At 45.3% G+C, this 17,805-nt stretch carries 19 protein-coding genes and 1 riboswitch; of the genes, 16 read left to right on the forward strand and 3 right to left on the reverse strand.

Going from position 1 to position 17,805, the window contains the following annotated elements; all coding sequences use genetic code 11:
* Positions 1 to 54: 54 nt before the first annotated feature.
* Complete coding sequence (locus AC1DP6_RS25060; RefSeq protein ID WP_477057290.1) at positions 55 to 1,314, reverse strand: pyridoxal phosphate-dependent aminotransferase; 1,260 nt, start codon at positions 1,312 to 1,314, stop codon at positions 55 to 57.
* A 382-nt stretch (positions 1,315 to 1,696) separates the two neighbouring features.
* Here AC1DP6_RS25060 and dnaN point away from each other — a divergent pair, with 382 nt between their 5' ends.
* The 3 genes from dnaN (at position 1,697) to AC1DP6_RS25075 (ending at position 4,298) form a co-directional block, all read left to right on the forward strand.
* Complete coding sequence (gene dnaN / locus AC1DP6_RS25065) at positions 1,697 to 2,815, forward strand: DNA polymerase III subunit beta (RefSeq protein ID WP_441572856.1); 1,119 nt, start codon at positions 1,697 to 1,699, stop codon at positions 2,813 to 2,815.
* Positions 2,816 to 3,159: 344 nt separating this feature from the next.
* A complete protein-coding gene (locus AC1DP6_RS25070) occupies positions 3,160 to 3,999 on the forward strand; it encodes a sterol desaturase family protein (protein ID WP_477057291.1) in 840 nt (279 codons plus the stop codon).
* A 47-nt stretch (positions 4,000 to 4,046) separates the two neighbouring features.
* Positions 4,047 to 4,298, forward strand: coding sequence for a hypothetical protein (locus tag AC1DP6_RS25075; protein ID WP_441572854.1), 252 nt, complete (start codon positions 4,047 to 4,049; stop codon positions 4,296 to 4,298).
* A 2-nt stretch (positions 4,299 to 4,300) separates the two neighbouring features.
* On the opposite strand, the gene AC1DP6_RS25080 is transcribed toward AC1DP6_RS25075, so the two are convergent.
* Positions 4,301 to 4,777, reverse strand: a complete 477-nt coding sequence (locus AC1DP6_RS25080; RefSeq protein ID WP_441572853.1) for a lipocalin-like domain-containing protein — start codon at positions 4,775 to 4,777, stop codon at positions 4,301 to 4,303.
* A gap of 129 nt (positions 4,778 to 4,906) precedes the next feature.
* Positions 4,907 to 5,013: riboswitch (TPP riboswitch) on the forward strand.
* 53 nt (positions 5,014 to 5,066) lie between these two features.
* On the opposite strand from AC1DP6_RS25080, the gene thiS reads away from it, so the two are divergent.
* The 7 genes from thiS to thiH all read left to right on the forward strand — a co-directional run bounded on the left by thiS (position 5,067) and on the right by thiH (position 11,050).
* A complete protein-coding gene (gene thiS, locus AC1DP6_RS25085) occupies positions 5,067 to 5,270 on the forward strand; it encodes a sulfur carrier protein ThiS (RefSeq protein WP_441572852.1) in 204 nt (67 codons plus the stop codon).
* An 83-nt stretch (positions 5,271 to 5,353) separates the two neighbouring features.
* A complete protein-coding gene (gene thiC, locus AC1DP6_RS25090) occupies positions 5,354 to 7,210 on the forward strand; it encodes a phosphomethylpyrimidine synthase ThiC (RefSeq protein ID WP_477057292.1) in 1,857 nt (618 codons plus the stop codon).
* Positions 7,207 to 7,788, forward strand: coding sequence for a thiamine phosphate synthase (locus tag AC1DP6_RS25095; protein ID WP_477057293.1), 582 nt, complete (start codon positions 7,207 to 7,209; stop codon positions 7,786 to 7,788). The genes thiC and AC1DP6_RS25095 overlap by 4 nt, the downstream gene beginning before the upstream one ends.
* Positions 7,764 to 8,516, forward strand: a complete 753-nt coding sequence (locus AC1DP6_RS25100; protein ID WP_477057294.1) for a hydroxymethylpyrimidine/phosphomethylpyrimidine kinase — start codon at positions 7,764 to 7,766, stop codon at positions 8,514 to 8,516. The genes AC1DP6_RS25095 and AC1DP6_RS25100 overlap by 25 nt, the downstream gene beginning before the upstream one ends.
* Positions 8,513 to 9,145, forward strand: a complete 633-nt coding sequence (locus AC1DP6_RS25105) for a thiamine phosphate synthase (protein ID WP_477057295.1) — start codon at positions 8,513 to 8,515, stop codon at positions 9,143 to 9,145. The genes AC1DP6_RS25100 and AC1DP6_RS25105 overlap by 4 nt, the downstream gene beginning before the upstream one ends.
* The gene (locus AC1DP6_RS25110) at positions 9,133 to 9,906 is read left to right on the forward strand and encodes a thiazole synthase (protein ID WP_441572847.1); all 774 of its coding nucleotides are present in this window, start codon (positions 9,133 to 9,135) and stop codon (positions 9,904 to 9,906) included. The genes AC1DP6_RS25105 and AC1DP6_RS25110 overlap by 13 nt, the downstream gene beginning before the upstream one ends.
* 31 nt (positions 9,907 to 9,937) lie before the next feature.
* Complete coding sequence (gene thiH / locus AC1DP6_RS25115) at positions 9,938 to 11,050, forward strand: 2-iminoacetate synthase ThiH (protein ID WP_477057296.1); 1,113 nt, start codon at positions 9,938 to 9,940, stop codon at positions 11,048 to 11,050.
* Between the two features lie 418 nt (positions 11,051 to 11,468).
* Here thiH and AC1DP6_RS25120 read toward each other — a convergent pair whose 3' ends face one another.
* Entirely contained in the window at positions 11,469 to 11,924 is a 456-nt protein-coding gene (locus AC1DP6_RS25120; RefSeq protein ID WP_441572845.1) for a ferritin-like domain-containing protein, read from the reverse strand.
* 259 nt (positions 11,925 to 12,183) lie between these two features.
* Between AC1DP6_RS25120 and AC1DP6_RS25125 the strand changes: the two genes are divergently transcribed.
* From AC1DP6_RS25125 to AC1DP6_RS25150, 6 genes are all read left to right on the forward strand, one after another.
* Complete coding sequence (locus tag AC1DP6_RS25125; RefSeq protein WP_142684433.1) at positions 12,184 to 12,336, forward strand: lmo0937 family membrane protein; 153 nt, start codon at positions 12,184 to 12,186, stop codon at positions 12,334 to 12,336.
* A 264-nt stretch (positions 12,337 to 12,600) separates the two neighbouring features.
* Entirely contained in the window at positions 12,601 to 13,311 is a 711-nt protein-coding gene (locus AC1DP6_RS25130; RefSeq protein ID WP_477057297.1) for a ferritin-like domain-containing protein, read from the forward strand.
* Positions 13,312 to 13,340: 29 nt separating this feature from the next.
* The gene (locus AC1DP6_RS25135) at positions 13,341 to 14,174 is read left to right on the forward strand and encodes a ferritin-like domain-containing protein (RefSeq protein WP_477057298.1); all 834 of its coding nucleotides are present in this window, start codon (positions 13,341 to 13,343) and stop codon (positions 14,172 to 14,174) included.
* 94 nt (positions 14,175 to 14,268) lie between these two features.
* Entirely contained in the window at positions 14,269 to 15,417 is a 1,149-nt protein-coding gene (locus tag AC1DP6_RS25140; protein WP_477057299.1) for an esterase-like activity of phytase family protein, read from the forward strand.
* Positions 15,418 to 15,462: 45 nt separating this feature from the next.
* The gene (locus tag AC1DP6_RS25145; protein WP_477057300.1) at positions 15,463 to 15,909 is read left to right on the forward strand and encodes a copper resistance protein NlpE; all 447 of its coding nucleotides are present in this window, start codon (positions 15,463 to 15,465) and stop codon (positions 15,907 to 15,909) included.
* A gap of 125 nt (positions 15,910 to 16,034) precedes the next feature.
* Positions 16,035 to 17,636, forward strand: coding sequence for a DUF6377 domain-containing protein (locus AC1DP6_RS25150; protein ID WP_477057301.1), 1,602 nt, complete (start codon positions 16,035 to 16,037; stop codon positions 17,634 to 17,636).
* The last annotated feature ends 169 nt before the right edge of the window (positions 17,637 to 17,805 follow it).

Below are 17,805 nucleotides of genomic sequence, written 5' to 3' on the forward strand. Positions count from 1 at the left end.
CCATCTTCGCTCTTTCCTAATATACACTGACCTTCAGGGGCCAATTATTAACACTTATTTTAATTTCTCCAGTGCTGCCTGCAGTTTTTCGAGCATAGCCGGGATCTCTTCTTTCACGCAGGTACCTACGCTGAGGCGGTACCATGGGGAGTTTTTAGCAGATCCGAAAGCATAGAACGGCACCAGGGCTATTTTAGCTTCATTCAGGATGTAAGAAGTAACGGCAGCCTGATCTGCAAGTGCTGTACCATCAGCCGTTGTTTTGCCTGCCAGGTCAAATTTAACGGTGAGGTAAATAGCAGCCTGCGGAGCAATGGCTTCTACCTGGTGACCGGCTTTTTTCAGTTTGTCGAAGCCCTGGTAGATTTTCACCAGTCTCTCTTCGATTTCACCTTTAAAGTGTTTCAGGTAGGTATTCACATTCTCTTTCTGTACCAGGTAGCGGGCAGCAGCTTTTTGTTCTGCCATCGGGCTCCAGGCACCTACGTGAGAGAGGATGGATTTCATTTTAGCGATCACGTGTGCAGGCCCTAACGCCCAACCAACTCTTACGCCGGTAGCAGCAAAGGCTTTACTCATACCATCGATGAAGATGGTGTAGTTGCGCATGTCAGGACGGAGAGTCACCGGGTTGTGGTGATGTGTTTCACCGAAAGTGAGTACCCAATACATCTGATCGAACAATACGTAGAGTGGCTTTTCGTCGGCACCCCTGCTTTTATTTTCTGCCAGTACGAGGTCGCAGATTTCCTCCAGCTGTTGTTTGCCGAAGGCAGTACCGGTTGGGTTCTGCGGTGAGCAAAGCGCCAGGAGGGTAGCACCTTTCAGGAGTGGTTTTAATTCAGCCGCAGTGGGCATGAAATCATTTTCCGGTTTGGTTTCCAGCACTACGTGTTCCGCTTCCAGGAAGTGGGTGTAGTGGTTATTGTTCCAGGAAGGAGTAGCATACACTACTTTTTCACCGCGATCCAGAATCGTTCTGAAAGTAGCGTAGATGATAGGACGACCACCGCAGGAAATAACGATTTCCTTTGCAGGATCGTAGGAGAGACCTTCACGCTCAGCTATAAAATCACCTACTGCCTGTCTTAACTCCGCGATACCATCAGCAGGAGGATAATTAGTGAGGTGCTCCTTATAGGCTGTTATGATTTCCTGTTCAAATTCAACCGGGATAGGAAATACCTTCGGGTCAAAATCGCCAATCGTGAAATTGTAGATCTTCTCACCCTTGGCCTGTTTCTCCTTTATTTCAGCTGCTAACTTAATGATTTCGGATCCAATCAGTGTTTCGGCTAAATGAGACAGTTTCATAACCTGCTTTTTTTTGTTGGTTTGGAATATTTTTTCAGCGCGGCAAAAGTAACCGATTTGAAGATAATTTAAAAGAATACCCTAATTCTTTTYACATTCATCAATAATCTATAGCAGTTATTACATCTCATCTAAACAAAAGGCACTTTTCAATCTTTCTATCTAGCATTATATTAAAAACAAATGTATGAATACCTGCAAATCGTTGTGTAAAACCACGTTATCTTCGTGTATAAGATGTGATGAAATTAGGGAGAACGACAAAACTTTCTATCTTTGTTTACAGTACATTTGACCTTTTATGAAAGGTAACTATGTGAATCAGGGCTTGCACGCCAAGGTTACCCAACAACAAAAAATGATAAGCAAACTTATATAAATCATGAAATTTATTGTTTCTTCCTCTACTTTATTAAAACAATTACAACAGATCAGCGGGGTTATCAATTCTAACACAGTATTGCCTATACTGGAGGATTTCCTATTCTCGATTGACAAAAACGAACTGACTGTAGTTGCTACTGACCTGGAAACTGTTATGCGGGTGAAGCTGGAGGTAGAAGCCAAGGAAACCGGACGTATCTGTATTCCGGCGAAGATCCTGATGGACTCTCTCAAAAATCTGCCTGACCAGCCACTGACTTTCCACATTGACCTGAACTCCTACGCAGTAGAAATTACTTCAGACAATGGTAAATACAAGGTAATGGGCGAAAACCCGGAAAACTTCCCGAAAGAGCCGGCAGCTGACGACACTACTTCTTTTACCATGTCCGCTACAGGTCTGGTAACCGCTATTAATAAAACACTGTTTGCCGTGAGCAACGATGACCTCCGTCCTGCTATGACAGGCGTGTTCTTCGAAATTGCACTGGACAGTCTCACCTTTGTAGCCACCGATGCACATCGCCTGGTGAAATATGTAAGAACAGATGTTACCTGCCCGCAGGCAGACAGCTTCATCGTCCCTAAAAAGCCGCTGAACCTGCTGAAATCTGCCCTGCCTGATAACGATTCTCCTATCAAAATAGCTTATAGCCAGAACCACTTCTTCGTGCAGCACGAAGGTGCCCAGATGATCTGCCGCCTTATTGATGCCCGTTTCCCTGACTATAAGGTAGTAATACCAAAAGATAATCCTTACCGCCTCACCGTGGTGAAAAGCGACTTCCAGAACGCTTTAAAACGTGTAGGTGTGTTTGCCAATAAAAGCACTAACCAGGTTGCCCTGAGCATCACTGGTAGCGAATTACAGTTATCTGCTCAGGATGTGGATTTCTCTTTTGAAGGTAACGAGCGTATGAACTGCCAGTACACCGGCGATGATATGCAAATTGCTTTTAATGCGAAATTCCTCATCGAAATGCTGAACGCTGCAGAAGGCGACGAAATCTCCATCGACCTGGCTACTGCTACCAAAGCAGGTATTCTCAGACCTTCTGAAAAAGAAGAAAACGAAGATCTGCTGATGCTGGTTATGCCACTGATGCTGAATAACTAGTCGGCTGCTGTTAGCTAAATGCTAAAAAGAAAAATACTTATAGCTAAAAACTTATACATAAAGCAATCTCTAACAAAGAGGTTGCTTTTTTCTTTGTCTATGGCCCAAAAGAGGCCTTTTATTATTCCCCAAATAGTTGTAATTTTTAACCGGAATCAGTGGTTGAAATACACCAGCAGGTTCATGACAGTAACGAAAGGATAATAACAGTAACGCATATATGATTACTGTGTATTATAATATAAGATCACTTCCCCATATCCACTGTATAGATTTTGTTGGCCTGGTCAGGAGAACCAAACATAGCGCAGAGTAACATACGACTATATATATTTTACCATCATATGGTAACCTTTTTTGAACATATTCCGTCCGTCTATCGTACTGCTATTTTAATGAGCGGCCTCTTGCTGTTATGGATCATTGAGGGCATGGCGCCCCGGTTCCGTTTCGGCAACAAACGCTATAAACATGCGGGTACCAACCTGTTCTTTACACTCACCACCGTGATTGTGAACACCGGGCTGGCCTTCCTTATTGTAAAAGCATCCCTATGGACCAGCGCCCACCGCTTTGGCCTCCTTTACCTGACGCAGCTTCCTTTATGGCTTCATACCATACTCGCCCTGCTGATGCTCGATTTCATCGGCGCCTGGCTCATACATTGGGTGCAGCACAAAACCGGCTGGATGTGGCAATTTCATAAAATACATCATATAGATACGCAGATAGATGCTACCACCGCCCTCCGGCATCATCCGGTGGAAAGCCTGTTCAGGGTAATCGCCCTCTTTATAGCCATCGTTGCTATGGGAGTACCTTTCTGGATGGTGATGTTTTACCAGAGCCTGTCGGCATTAATGTCGCAGTTCAATCATGCTAATATTCACCTGCCCAAATGGTTGGATAATGCACTTAGCTGGATAATTGTATCACCAGACATGCACAAGGTACATCACAGCCATTACCAGCCGGAAACAGACGCTAACTACGCCAATATATTCTCTATCTGGGACCGTTTGTTCGGCACTTTCGTTAAAGTACCGGATACCCTTGCCATACGCTACGGATTAGATGAATACCAGGATGCCCGCTACCAGGAAATAGGCGCCTTGTTAAAAGTACCCTGGGAACATACCAGGGTCCTGGAAGAAAATGTAAGCAGTCAACATAACAACCTATAAACGATAAACAAATTATTCCTTCACCTGTTTTCAAAATACGAATACATATGCAACACTCAACAGCCTTAACAAAAACAGCCTGTATATCAGCGCTCATAATCGGTGTACTATCGGCCGCATTTGCCTTTAGCACCAAAACGCCCTCCTATGCTGTCACCGCAGGTTCAGTAGCGATCATCATAGGTTTGATATCCTTATTTATAGGAAGAAAAAATATTGACGATATGCAACTCGCTGCCGCCGGTATATTTATGGCTGTAGTAGCCTGCCTGGTAGGACTCTGGCAGCTGTACAATTGATTTTAATTATGCTTGCGGTACTTTTCTATATAGCCCTCTGCGGCTTTAACCGGGAATAATACCAGTGAAGTATCCGACAGCTCTTTAATAATAGTAGTATCCACAATAGTGGATGTGTCCTTTACACCTTCGGAATGATTCCATAATAGTAAGGTGTCGTGCGTCAACCTCCATTTTTCGTATACGAGCGTATACATATTAATGGATTTGGCGGTTCCGTTCTTTCTTAGTTGAAAACCCTGTGTTTCTTTATCCAGGCCTGCTACAGGCTGTACCCATTTCCCTATGAGCTTAGCTGCATCCACATGCAGTGTATCCGCAACAGCAGCGATGCTGTCAGTAATGCCGGCATTACTGCTGTCTGCGATACTTACCAGGCTGCTATCATCCGGCAATTCCTCTTTCACCACCTCCTTATTCTTAGCCCCATTACAAGCAACGGCCAGTATCAATAAACACACTAAATTGAATCTTACCATGATTTAAAATTACGAATTATGAATTACGAATTACGGATTTGTGAAAAGATCATCCACTATTATCTACCCACAAATCCGTAATTCGTAATTCATAATTCGTAATTTCTAAAAATTTGCATTACTTTTAGGCCTACACTTTAGGGGTGTTTATCCACTAGTATAGCGGATAAACTGAGATGATACCCTCAGTACCTGAAGCAGTTCATACTGCCGTAGGGAAAAGTAACTGAACCTTTCTCATCTTTCCACATCCTTAAAGTTTATTGTTTCACCTAAATTCCAATTTATCATGGAAGTGCATGTAAACAATAAACTTTATGCGGTGCAGCCAGGAACAACCATTGCTGCACTCTTACAGTTTATTCAACTCTCTGCTCAAAAAGGCATTGCGGTAGCCGTCAATAACCAGGTAATTCCCAAAATCCACTGGGAAAACCAATCGTTATCGGCTGCGGATAGTATTACTATTATCCGGGCAACACAAGGCGGTTAATCCCGTTCCAACAAATTTCGTATAGCCTCTTCCGTAGTATTTAACTACGGAACCAACATTTCTATCTGTAAAATCCAGACATCATGCAACAACAGCCTGCGGCCATCAGCCGCACACCATTTCCTGCATCAGAAAAAATCTATGTAGACGGTAGCATCCACCCTATAAAAGTAGCCATGCGCAAAGTAACGCTCACGGATACACGTATGCACGGAAAAAATGGCGAGTCCATTCCCAATGCACCCGTTGTCATCTACGATACCAGCGGCGCATTTTCTGACCCCAACATCGATATCGATGTCAGCACCGGCATCCCCCGCATCCGCGAAGAATGGATCAACGCGAGAAAAGACGTGGAACAACTGCCGCAATACACCAGCCCACTCGTGAGAGAACTGATGAAAGAAGGCGGAAAAATGCCGCTGATGAGCCATACACATAAACCCCTGCGCGCAAAAGCAGGACAAAATGTAACGCAACTATACTACGCACAACAGGGCATCATCACCCCAGAAATGGAATACATCGCCATCCGCGAAAACCAGTGCGCCGATAAATTATATGAAGCCAATAACCCGCTGTGGGAACAACATAAAGGACAAAGCTTCGGCGCCAACACACCCGTGAAATATATCACGCCGGAATTTGTTCGCCAGGAAATTGCTGCCGGCAGAGCTATCATTCCTTCCAATATCAATCACCCCGAAAGCGAACCAATGATCATTGGCCGCAACTTCCTCGTGAAAATAAATGCCAACATCGGCAACTCCGCAGTGACCTCCAGCATTGAAGAAGAAGTAGAAAAAGCAGTATGGTCATGCCGCTGGGGCGCCGATACCATCATGGACCTGAGCACCGGGAAAAATATCCACGAAACAAGAGAGTGGATTATCCGCAATTCACCCGTACCCATTGGCACCGTTCCTATCTATCAGGCACTCGAAAAAGTGAACGGAAAAGCAGAAGCCCTCACCTGGGAAATTTTCCGCGACACCCTCATAGAACAGGCAGAACAAGGCGTTGATTACTTTACTATTCACGCGGGTGTTTTATTAAGATATATACCGCTAACGGCTAAACGCACAACCGGTATCGTATCCCGCGGTGGCTCCATCATGGCCAAATGGTGTCTGGCGCACCATAAAGAAAACTTCCTGTATACCCACTTCGAAGAAATCTGTGAAATCATGAAGGCCTATGATGTAGCATTTTCTCTGGGAGATGGACTACGCCCCGGCAGCATCGCTGATGCGAACGATGCCGCGCAGTTTGCGGAACTGGAAACCCTCGGCGAACTCACCAAAATAGCCTGGAAACACCAGGTACAGGTAATGATAGAAGGTCCCGGCCACGTGCCCATGCACCTGATCAAAATCAACATGGACAAACAACTGGAACATTGCCATGAAGCACCTTTCTATACCCTCGGTCCATTGACTACCGACATTGCACCCGGTTATGATCATATCACTTCCGGCATAGGCGCCGCCATGATAGGCTGGTTCGGCTGTGCCATGCTTTGTTATGTAACCCCTAAAGAACACCTGGGATTACCTGATAAAGAAGACGTACGTCAGGGTGTGATCACTTATAAAATAGCGGCACATGCGGCAGACCTCGCGAAAGGTCACCCCGGCGCCCAACACCGCGATAATGCCCTCAGCAAAGCCAGATTTGAATTCCGCTGGGAAGACCAGTTTAATTTATCCCTGGATCCGGAAACTGCACGGTCTTATCACGATGAAACATTGCCGGCAGAAGGTGCAAAAGTGGCGCATTTCTGCTCTATGTGCGGACCCAATTTCTGCTCCATGAAAATTACCCAGGAAGTAAGAGAATTTGCCGCCAAACAAGGACTGGAAGCCGAGGAAGCAATGGATGCAGGTATGAAAGAAAAAGCCGCCGCCTTCGYAGAACAAGGTGGTGAAATTTATTTATGATCTGGATTATCACATCACCGGAGCAACTACACGAAGAAGAGCGGATAATAGCAGCGCTGTTATCCGCCGGCGCTTCGCGCATAGTACTCAGGAAGCCGGGCTGGACGGCCGAACAGTATATGGCCTTGCTGGATACTATAAACCCGGACTGTTATGATCGCCTGCTCATCCGCGATCAGCCATTACTGGCAGCCCAATACGGACTTGCCGGGGTACACTGGAGCGGAGAAGCGAAAACTTTTCACGCCACCACATTGTATCAGGAATACAGCACAGGTATTCATTCATCAGGCGAAATAACGTTAACGGATAAACGATACAACACGTTACTGCTGAGCCCAGTATTTGACAGCATCTCCAAACCCGGCTATCATGGCAGGGCAGGGGGCATGCTGACCAATAAAGACAACCGTCCCGTACTCGCTTTAGGTGGTGTGGATCATACTAATATCATCTTACTAAAACAATGGCAGTTCGATGGCGCCGCTTTACTCGGCGCCATCTGGGAAACACCAGCGAAGGCTGTTGACAACTATTATCGCATTCAGCAATTATGGAACAAGAGCGACCTTACGTAATGAGCTTTGCCGGCCTGGACCCCAGCGGGGGAGCAGGTTTGCTGGCAGATATCAAAACATTTGAGCAACACCGGGTATCAGGACTGGGCGTATGCACGGCTATTACCGTACAAACACCCGAACAGTTTATATCAGTAGAATGGCTACCGGTAACGCATATACTGGCACAGGCAAAACCCCTGCTGAGCAACTCAAAATTGCAGTATTGTAAAATCGGTATCATGGCAGATATACAATCCTTGCAGGAACTGGTGCTACAGGTAAAACAACTGTCTCCCGGCATCCGCATTATCCTGGACCCTGTGCTCAAAGCATCTGCAGGATACACTTTCCACAGCAGCATACAACAACAGGCATGGAAAGAGCTGCTGTCTGAAATATACCTGCTCACCCCTAATTACGATGAGGCCTTGATGTTATCCGGTCTTACAGACGGAGAAGCCGCCGCCAGGGAATTGTCCGCCTGCTGCGCGGTATTGCTGAAAGGCGGACATCATAAAAATAAACCGGGGTATGATACCTTATACACCGGTGATGTTATACATACTTTTAAGCCGGTGCTGAGGGAGGTTTTCCCCAAACACGGTTCTGGTTGTGTATTATCCGCCGCTATCACCGCCAGTTTAGCCCATGGTCAATCATTACATGATGCCTGTGCTAACGGGAAAATATATACGGAGAAAGTACTCGCCAGTCATTCATCATTAACAGGATATCATCACATATGATCAGCACATTACATTATATATCGCAACCGGCTCATACAGACAATATCCTCGCAGCCTGCGATGCCGGCTGCAAATGGATACAGTTGCGTATCAAAAACGAAACAACGGAAACCGTTTTACCGGTTGCCGAAGCAGTCAAAAAAATCTGTGACCGCTACCAGGCATCGCTCATCATCAACGACTATCCGCAGGTGGCGGTAGCCGTAGGAGCTGCAGGTGTACACGTAGGCAAACTGGATATGACCGTTGCTGCTGCGAGAGCCATTACCGGCAACAATATGATTGTAGGCGGCACCGCCAACACCCTGGAGGATATCCTCCAACATGTAGCAGATGGCGCCAGCTACGTGGGAGTAGGCCCCTACCGGTTTACGACCACCAAGCAAAACTTAAGTCCTATACTCGGCCTGAGTGGCTATCAACAAATTTTACAGGCATTGCGACAAAGAAATATATCCATTCCCCTGATAGCCATCGGCGGCATTTTGCTGGAAGACATTCCGGCGCTGATGGAAGCAGGTGTACATGGCGTAGCTGTTAGCGGTTTAATTACCCAGGCCAGCGACAAACAAACGATCGTAGCACATATTCATCAACAGTTAAACCATACCCCTACATGGAGCCTTTAATCATTGCCGGCAAACAGTTTTGTTCCCGGCTGTTTACCGGTACCGGTAAGTTTTCTTCTCCTGCCATCATGGAAAGCGCCCTGCTGGCTTCCGGCAGCGAGCTGGTAACAGTAGCGCTGAAGCGGGTAGAAATGGATAACAAAGCAGATGATATGCTGCAACACCTGGTACATCCGCGGATTAACCTGCTGCCCAACACTTCCGGTGTGCGTACCGCCAAAGAGGCGGTATATGCCGCGCAACTGGCCCGGGAAGCCCTGGAAACCAACTGGATAAAACTCGAAATACATCCGGATCCGCGCTATCTCATGCCGGATCCCATAGAAACCTTACTGGCGGCCACAGAGCTGGTAAAGCTGGGCTTCGTGGTATTGCCTTATGTACATGCAGATCCGGTATTATGCAAACGCCTCGAAGAAGTGGGTACAGCGGCCGTAATGCCGCTGGGCGCACCTATTGGCAGCAATAAAGGTTTAAAAACCTTCGACTTCCTGGAAATTATTATCGCACAAAGCAATATTCCGGTGATCGTAGATGCAGGTATCGGCAGCCCTTCACATGCAGCACAGGCCATGGAAATGGGCGCCAGCGCCGTGTTGGTCAATACCGCCATCGCCATTGCCCGGAATCCGGTGCAGATGGCCGCAGCTTTTAAAGCTGGCGTGGAAGCAGGTCGCATGGCCTATGAAGCCGGGCTACCTGGCAGCAGCCACCATGCTGTTGCTTCCAGTCCGCTAATCGCCTTTCTGGATGAGGCATAAATCAATTTTATCATCTAATTAATCCTTCATCATGTTTAAAAGCATATTTGATCAGTATGAGTGGAATGAGGTAAAAGCCGGTATCTATGCTAAAACATCCAGGGATGTAGAGCAAGCACTGCACAATCAACGCCGCTCGCTGGACGATTTTGCCGCCCTTATCTCCCCGGCAGCTGCGCCTTATCTGGCACAGATGGCCGCCATCAGCAATGCCCTTACCCGGCAACGGTTTGGCAATACCATGCAGATGTACATTCCCATGTATCTTTCTAACGAGTGTCAGAACATTTGCACCTATTGCGGATTTAGCCTGGATAATAAGATCAAACGCAAAACCCTCAGTCCTGCGGAAATATTGATGGAAACTGCTGCTATCAAGGAAATGGGATTTGATCATGTGTTGCTTGTTACCGGGGAAGCGAATCAGCAGGTAGGAACGGACTATTTTAAGAAAGTGCTGCAGTTGCTGCGTCCTCATTTCTCAAACATCTCCATGGAAGTGCAACCAATGGACGAACAGGACTACCGGGAGTTGACATCGGAAGGCTTGCATGCTGTGCTGGTGTACCAGGAAACCTATCACCAGGACGACTATAAAAAGCACCATCCCAAAGGGCGGAAGTCGAACTTCGACTACCGGCTGGAAACACCCGACCGGCTGGGCCGGGCGGGTATTCACAAAATGGGGTTGGGCGTGTTAATAGGGCTGGAAGACTGGCGGACAGACAGTTTTTTTACGGCGTTGCACCTGAGTTACCTGGAAAAAAAGTACTGGCAAACAAAATACAGCATCTCCTTTCCGCGGCTGCGGCCCTTTTCCGGCGGACTTACCCCTAAAGTAGTCATGGATGACCGGGAGCTGGTGCAGTTGATTTGTGCTTACCGCTTATTGAACCAGGAAATTGAATTGAGCATTTCTACCCGGGAAGAGGAAAAGTTCAGGAATAATATTGTGCATCTGGGGATTACGGCGATGAGTGCGGCCTCCAAAACCAATCCCGGCGGTTACACAGTAGATGCGCAGTCACTGGAGCAGTTTGAGATTTCAGATGAGAGGAGTGCGGCGGCGATAGCAGGAATGCTGAAAGAACAAGGCTATGAACCGGTTTGGAAAGATTGGGACCCCGCTTTCTCGGGAGAATAAAAAAAGGTGGCTGGTTAGACCACCTGACTATTATTGTCGTTTTTCATGGGGAGGTTAAAAGTCATACAAGAGTTACTTCTCTCAATCAGGATAAAGATAGCACCCGGTGCAGAATATAAAAAGGGCAAAACCAAACTGAACAAAATGAACAACCACCAACCGACTGAACAGGCCCTCATTTCCTAATTCACTTTTGGGGGCTGAACGGGCTTGAAATACCTTGCTTAAGGACCATAAAAAGGGCTGCTTCAAACGCTGAAGCAGCCCTGTACCGAAAATCCCGTAGTTGCCATATTACTTATTAATATAAGTATGATTGGAATCTCATTAATTCAAAAGTAATATGGCTATCCTGAACAACCACCTTCCGCAGTGGTTTGAACAAAAAGAACAGGCACAAACCGAATGCACAAAATGCCTATTGGCTAACTACATCTCTATAACTCTTAATGGTATCGTGCGCTTCCTTCAGATTGGCCTGTTGGCCTGCGATGAGCTCACGTACACTGTAAGGCATGGAAGTGTCACTGCCTAACGCATCTGCATAGGCGCGTTGTACTGCATCTTCCCCATACTCACAGGAGGAGAAAAGGGAATATCTGTCAGTTCCGGTGAAAGTAGTTTTGATAGACATCCAGGTACGATATAATTTACCGCTGATGGTGGTATCTGTTTCTGCATCTGCTCCCTGCGCCAGTAATTGTTGATTCAGTTCTGCTACGTATTTCACACTATCATTGATCATATGCTGAAACAATGCTTTCACATCTGCATCATTACTGGCTGCCTTCGCATTTTTATACCCTTCTATCCGGTCGTTATTGATTTTTACGAGATCACTTAAGAGGGTTACCAATTTTTCGTCTTGTAGCATAATCAAAAAATTTATGGTTAAAAAAAATAGGTGCTGAAATATACCTTTTTCATTTCCAAAAATGTATCCATTTTACTAAACCCTTTATCATAAAGTATTTCCGGAGAGAAGTGTCATAATTCCCGTCCTTTTTTTTCTCGGATGGTGGAGAAGCTTCCACAACACAGCAGTGTCAACAATGCTGAGGTGGCTGTAAACAAGGCGATTATCTTCTTGGCATAAATTTTTTAGTAGTAGAATTGAATCAAAGCCTTAAAACATGAACAGCCTTCTTTATTTAATCGCCGTAATTCTTATCATAGGATGGATACTTGGTTTCTTTGTTTATTCAGCAGGAGGATTAATACATGCTTTGCTTGTGCTGGCTATTATTGCAATCCTTGTCAATATAATCAGAGGCAGGGCCTTATAGGATTACGCTGCACCTTCTTATTCCTTGTTTAGTATGTTGCACAGCACATATTAGGCAAGGAATTTTTGTTTTACCCCAGGCTGTTTTTCCCCCACTGAAAATATTTTCTCTTTTTTAAAACCGCATTTCACAAGACCCCGTATATGACGATCAGGTGTCAGCGCGAGCGTACCTGCCGGCATCTATGAAACCCGCTACTGTTACACAACAGAGCATTGTGATCATGTATTATCTCATCACATAAAATTTTACATTATGCACATTATGAAGAACCCCTCTCGGGATGGGGGTAAGGAAGTTATGCCCAATATGCAGCGCCGGAACTTTCTGAAATACCTGGGTATGGGCTCTGCACTTGTTACCGCAGCGTCTGTGGTAGCAAGTTGTAACAAAAATGATGATGACAACAACCCGGGCAGCAATGGTGTAAGTCTTGGTACCAGAGATGTTGCAGTGTTAAACTATGCCTATGCTCTGGAACAACTGGAAGCCGCCTTTTACACACAGGTAGTGAATTCACCTTATGCCGGTATGACCTCCACTGAACTGGATTTCTTTCAAAATATCCGGGATCACGAAATCGGCCATCGTGAATTTTTCAAAGCAGCGTTAAGCAGCAGCGCAATTATTGGACTCGAAGTAAATTTCAGTGCTATCGATTTTTCTAAAAGAGACAGTGTACTGGCCACTGCTAAAACATTTGAAGATCTCGGTGTTTCTGCTTACAACGGCGCCGCGCAATACATCTCCAAAACCCCAACAGGATTGGTTTATCTCGGACTCGCAGGAAAAATCGTGTCCGTAGAAGCACGTCATGCGGCGTATATCCGCGACCTCATTTCGCCGGGATCATTTGCTGATTCAGATGTAATTGATGCCAATGGCTTGGATATGGTGAGAACACCTGCACAGGTGTTTGCAATGGCCGGCGCTTTCATTAAAACCAAGATAGATACCAACACTTTACCGAAATAAGATACTTCACCTGTTAAAACTCTGATCATATGGATCTTCTCAATATTTTCAAGGAAATCGAAAAAATCGATCCTGAAGTATACGACAGGCTGGATACCCGCCGTAACGCCATGAAGCAATTTACAAACCTCAGCGGTAAAATTGCTTTAGCAGCTATTCCATTTGCACTCGGCAGTATGTTCAACAAAGCTTATGCCCAAACCAGCGGTACTTCTGTCGTGGATGTGTTGAAATACGCACTCACACTGGAATACCTCGAAGCCGCATATTATACAAAAGGCATAAATACTGCTGGTCTCATTACTGCACCGGCCGCACAGGCAGCTATTCAAACCATACAAAAGCATGAAAATGCACACGTCGTATTTTTGAAAGGTGTATTGAGCAGTTTGGGTACTTCACTGGACAGTCCTACGTTTGACTTCACCGCCGGTGGCGCTTTTCCTACTGTTTTCAGTGACTACAATGTGTTCCTCGCCATTGCACAGGCATTTGAAGATACCGGTGTACGTGCTTATAAAGGACAGGCTGGTAATATTCAGAGCAATGCTACAGTGTTAACTGCCGCATTGAGTATTCACTCTGTAGAAGCCAGGCATGCTTCGCATATCCGTTCTATGCGTCGCGCCATCGGTCAGTTTGGCGCTACCACTGCCCTGAAACCATGGATCACACTCAATCAGAGTGGCATTGCCACTACTGCGGTAAATGCTACTTACGCCGGTGAAGAATTAACCTCACAGGCGGGTGTAAATATTTCTGCGCTGGGTAATATAGGCGCAGACAGAGCGTCTGAATCATTTGATGAACCATTGTCAATGGACCAGGTATATGCCATTGCCAAATTATTTATAAAAGCTTAAATACGCTATATAAGTTGGTCAGATGGAGAAAAGGCTGGCTCTTTTGGGCTGGCCTTACTTGCGTGGTATGCGGGAGATTTCCTAACTTGCCGCCATGAAAAAATACCTGCTTTTTCTGAGTATACCCTTGCTGTTGTTCATCTCCAGCTGCAGTACCTCCCGTAAAACCACCACTGCTGCCAATGGCTTCGGACAGCTGAAATTCATAGGTCAATATATTGTTCCGCATAACCTTCCCTACAACGGTACCGTTACCGGAGGTTTGTCCGGGATAGATTACGATGCCACCACCGGCAATTACTATCTCATTTGCGATGACCGCTCAGCATTGAATCCTGCACGCTTTTATACGGCGCGGCTTTATTTTTCTGACAAATCTTTTGACAGTGTACAATTTACGGCTGTCACTACTTTACGGCAACCTAACGGCAACGCCTATCCCGACAGTAAAACAAATGCCGCGCTGACTCCCGATCCGGAAGCGCTAAGATATAATGCTAAAAAACATTGCCTGGTATGGAGCAGTGAAGGGGAGCGGATCGTGAATGAAAAAGATACCATCCTTGCCAACCCCGGTATATATGAAATCACCACCGCCGGTCAATACATTGATTCCTTCATACTACCCACACAATTCAGGATGCAGGCCACTGAAAATGGTCCGCGCAGAAATGGCGTGTTTGAAGGGCTCGGATTTACGCCCGGGTACCGATATATGTTTGTGAGCCTGGAAGAACCCCGCTATGAAGATGGTCCACGGGCAGATGTACACGACACAACAGCCTATACCCGCCTCATAAAATATGATAACAATACCCGGCAGCCGGTAGCGCAATATGCCTATAAACTGGAACCTGTGGCATACCCGGCCAGTCCGGCCAATGCCTTTAAGGTAAATGGCATATCCGATATCATGGTACTGTCTGATCATAAAATGCTGACAATAGAACGATCCTTTTCTACCGGCGTAAAAGATTGTACCATTAAAGTTTTTATGACAGATGTAAGTCAGGCAACTGATATCAGTGCTGTTAACTCACTCCGGGAAGACACGCATTTTAAACCAGCCACCAAAAAACTCTTGCTGGATTTTGTGAGCCTGGGAAAATATATAGACAATATTGAAGGAGTGACCTTCGGTCCTGTTTTGCCTAACGGACACCAAAGCCTGGTTTTTGTGGCAGATAATAACTTTTCCGCCATAGAGGAAAGCCAGTTCTTTGTGTTTGACGTGATCCCGTAAAAACAATAAGGTGCAATGGTTGTTATGAACAGAAAACCTGCTTTTATGAAACTCTTGCCATTACTGTTAGTATGCGTAGCCTTTGTTGCCTGTCAACATGCCGGCACTAATACTGGTGCTGTAGATAGCTCGGGCATTAACCCCACGGGTGCAGATACGGCTACTTGGATTACATATAGCGGTACTTTGCCCTGTGCAGACTGTGAAGGTATTGTGACGGAGCTGGCCCTGCACCGCCAACCAGATAATCGGTTTACACTGAAAGAAACCTACCAGGGAAAAAATCAGACCTTTCCCAGTGAAGGCACCTATTCCGTACTGCATGGTACCCATGCCGACCCTGGCGCAACCGTCATCCTGCTCAATCCGGACAAAGACAAAAACCTGCAACGCTGCTTTCAACAAATAGATGAGAATGAACTGAAGATGTTGGATATAGACATGAAAGCCATAGAAAGTAATCATAATTATACCCTAAAAAAGGTTTTATAGCATTTTTACAACAAAATTGAATGATAAACAGGCGTCGGTTTAAAATAAACCGGCGCTTTATATTATATCAAAAAAGTCGCTTAAATTTAGCGGTGACCTGTGATCTTTTATCATTCAATCATGCTATGAATCGAATTCTGGGCTATCTGTTTTTATTTATATTAATTACTACCCACGCCTATGGCAAAACGCCTACGGACAGTTTGCTCCGGGAGCTCAATAAAGCCATGGAGAAATCAGCCATTTACGATTCCATTAAACTAAAGGATATTGATAGTATAAAGCGCCGCCTACCAGCCGTAGCTAATAATACCACTGCGCGGTTTCACATCTACCAGCAGTTATATAACGCTTACAAGGTTTTTAATTTTGATTCTGCTTTTGTGTATGCCCGGCAGCTGGAGCAACTGGCTATACAGCTGCATGATCCTGTGCTTATTATAGAATCGAAAGTAAAGATTGGCTACGTGCTATTGTCATCGGGTATGTTTACTGAAACAACCGCCTTTGTCAATACCATTGACGCCACCGGCGCACCAGACAGTTTAAAAATTGAGTTTTACCTGATGAAAAGCCGGCTTTACTTTGATTTGGCCGACTATAACCAGGATAAGTATTATACACCTGATTATATTAAGCTGGCCAGCACCTATATTGATTCCGCATTGCAGCTGATACCCGTCAATTCCTTTGAGTACCGATACAATAAGGGGCTACAGCTATTTAAATTAGGAGACATCCCCGGCGCACTAGCCATCTATCCCAACCTGGATGCACCGGGTATCGGCGACCGGAGATTAGCCGTATCTGCCTGTACATTGGGGGCTATTTATGAGGCCATGCACAATACAGATACCGCTATTGCGCTCATGACAAGATCCGCTATTGCTGATATCAGGTCCTCTACCAAAGAAACAATGGCCAGTTACAGTCTGGCTACCCTGCTGTTTGAAAGAGGCGATATCAAGAATGCTTCCCACTGTATTGAAAGAGCCATCGGAGAAGCCGTGTTTTATGGCGCCCGTCAACGCAAGGTGATGGTGAGCAGCATATTGCCCATTATTGAACATGAAAGGATTAATACTGCCGAAGAGAGAACTAAGTCACTGTTGATCTACGCAGCCATTGTTACCCTGCTGCTGGTAGCCCTGGTAGTATTGGCCATTACCGTTTTCCGGCAGGTGCAAAAACTTAAAACAGCCCAGCGGATTATCACCGCCGCCCATCTTAAACAACAGGAGATCAATAACCAGTTGCTGGAAGCCAATAAAATAAAAGAAGAGTATGTAGGCTATTGCTTTAATATCAATGCCACCTATATCGGCAAAATAGAAAAGCTCAAACAAAGCCTGGAACAAAAGCTGGCCGATAATAAACCCAATGAACTAAAGTTCCTGGTAAACAATATTAATATCCGGCAGGAGCGGGAAGAACTCTTCACCAACTTTGACCGGGTGTTCCTTAAAATATTCCCTCACTTTGTAGGAGAGTTTAATGCTTTCTTTGATAAAGAGAACCAGGTGGTATTAAAAGAGAATGAGTTACTGAATACTGATATCCGGATCTTTGCCCTGATCCGGATAGGTATCAATGACAATGAAAAAATTGCCCGTATCCTGGAGTATTCTGTTAATACCATTTACGCCTATAAAACCAAAATCAAAAAGCGCTCTTTAATCCCCAGCGAAGAGTTCGAAAACCGTATTATGGGCATCAAAGCCTTGTAAAAAAGGGTGCAAAATGCTTTCATTCTATTAATATATAAATATTTTATATACAATATCAACTAATTGATTATCAAATACCCTAACCAGATAATTTTGGTTATTTCGCCTTTATTTTCTATATTTTAACTGTAATAGTTGTTGACCTGATGATAGTGTTTTTACTTTGATT

The organism is Chitinophaga sp. 01L420, assembly GCF_056399985.1.

Excerpts from the sequence above, each read along its gene's own strand:
- AC1DP6_RS25120 (WP_441572845.1), bottom strand. The coding sequence starts at position 11,924 with ATGCTACAAGACGAAAAATTGGTAACCCTCTTAAGTGATCTCGTAAAA.
- AC1DP6_RS25110 (WP_441572847.1), top strand. The coding sequence starts at position 9,133 with ATGGAGCCTTTAATCATTGCCGGCAAACAGTTTTGTTCCCGGCTGTTT.
- AC1DP6_RS25135 (WP_477057298.1), top strand. The coding sequence starts at position 13,341 with ATGGATCTTCTCAATATTTTCAAGGAAATCGAAAAAATCGATCCTGAA.
- thiS (WP_441572852.1), top strand. The coding sequence starts at position 5,067 with ATGGAAGTGCATGTAAACAATAAACTTTATGCGGTGCAGCCAGGAACA.
- dnaN (WP_441572856.1), top strand. The coding sequence starts at position 1,697 with ATGAAATTTATTGTTTCTTCCTCTACTTTATTAAAACAATTACAACAG.
- AC1DP6_RS25095 (WP_477057293.1), top strand. The coding sequence starts at position 7,207 with ATGATCTGGATTATCACATCACCGGAGCAACTACACGAAGAAGAGCGG.
- thiH (WP_477057296.1), top strand. The coding sequence starts at position 9,938 with ATGTTTAAAAGCATATTTGATCAGTATGAGTGGAATGAGGTAAAAGCC.
- AC1DP6_RS25105 (WP_477057295.1), top strand. The coding sequence starts at position 8,513 with ATGATCAGCACATTACATTATATATCGCAACCGGCTCATACAGACAAT.
- AC1DP6_RS25080 (WP_441572853.1), bottom strand. The coding sequence starts at position 4,777 with ATGGTAAGATTCAATTTAGTGTGTTTATTGATACTGGCCGTTGCTTGT.
- AC1DP6_RS25100 (WP_477057294.1), top strand. The coding sequence starts at position 7,764 with ATGGAACAAGAGCGACCTTACGTAATGAGCTTTGCCGGCCTGGACCCC.
- AC1DP6_RS25125 (WP_142684433.1), top strand. The coding sequence starts at position 12,184 with ATGAACAGCCTTCTTTATTTAATCGCCGTAATTCTTATCATAGGATGG.
- AC1DP6_RS25070 (WP_477057291.1), top strand. The coding sequence starts at position 3,160 with ATGGTAACCTTTTTTGAACATATTCCGTCCGTCTATCGTACTGCTATT.
- AC1DP6_RS25130 (WP_477057297.1), top strand. The coding sequence starts at position 12,601 with ATGAAGAACCCCTCTCGGGATGGGGGTAAGGAAGTTATGCCCAATATG.
- AC1DP6_RS25075 (WP_441572854.1), top strand. The coding sequence starts at position 4,047 with ATGCAACACTCAACAGCCTTAACAAAAACAGCCTGTATATCAGCGCTC.
- AC1DP6_RS25140 (WP_477057299.1), top strand. The coding sequence starts at position 14,269 with ATGAAAAAATACCTGCTTTTTCTGAGTATACCCTTGCTGTTGTTCATC.
- AC1DP6_RS25145 (WP_477057300.1), top strand. The coding sequence starts at position 15,463 with ATGAAACTCTTGCCATTACTGTTAGTATGCGTAGCCTTTGTTGCCTGT.
- AC1DP6_RS25060 (WP_477057290.1), bottom strand. The coding sequence starts at position 1,314 with ATGAAACTGTCTCATTTAGCCGAAACACTGATTGGATCCGAAATCATT.
- AC1DP6_RS25150 (WP_477057301.1), top strand. The coding sequence starts at position 16,035 with ATGAATCGAATTCTGGGCTATCTGTTTTTATTTATATTAATTACTACC.